Source organism: Arthrobacter sp. N199823, assembly GCF_002929705.1.
GTDB lineage: Bacteria > Actinomycetota > Actinomycetes > Actinomycetales > Micrococcaceae > Specibacter.
Map to the genome: position 1 here is coordinate 1 of NZ_PJIN01000073.1, position 541 is coordinate 541.

The window sequence follows — 541 nt, forward strand, 5'->3', positions numbered from 1 at the left end:
CGCGCCTACAGCTTGACCAGCACCCGCTGGTGCTGCGGAAGCAGACAGCGAACACCCCGTCGCCCGGGCCATCGTTACCGCAGCACAGTCCGACCCCGGCGCGGTCAGCCTTGATTACACGGGCACGAGTTTCGCGTCCATGACCGGACGCGGTGTCCAAGCGACAGTGAACAACCATCAGGTGTCCGTGGGCGGACCGAACATGCTCAAGGAGCTCGGCCTCGCTACCCCTGTCGACATCGCCACGACGGTGGAGCAATGGGTGGGCCGTGGAGCGTCCGTGCTGCACATCATCCGCGACGGCTCCGTGATCGGCGCGGTGCGGCTCGAGGACAAGGTCCGCGAAGAATCCAGGGCAGCAGTCAAGGCGCTGCAGGCCCGCGGGGTGAGGGTCGCGATGATCACCGGGGACGCGCGTCAGGTCGCAGACGTCGTCGGCGCGGAGCTGGGCATTGACGAGGTATTCGCCGATGTCCTGCCGCAGGACAAGGACACCAAGGTCACCGAACTGCAGTCCCGCGGGCTGAAAGTGGCCATGGTC

The 541-nt window shown here is 66.5% G+C and carries 1 pseudogene; it reads left to right on the plus strand.

Annotated elements, in window-relative coordinates:
• Window positions 1-19 precede the first annotated feature (19 nt).
• Window positions 20-541 (plus strand): annotated as a pseudogene (locus tag CXQ93_RS20295) (HAD-IC family P-type ATPase); the annotation flags it as partial.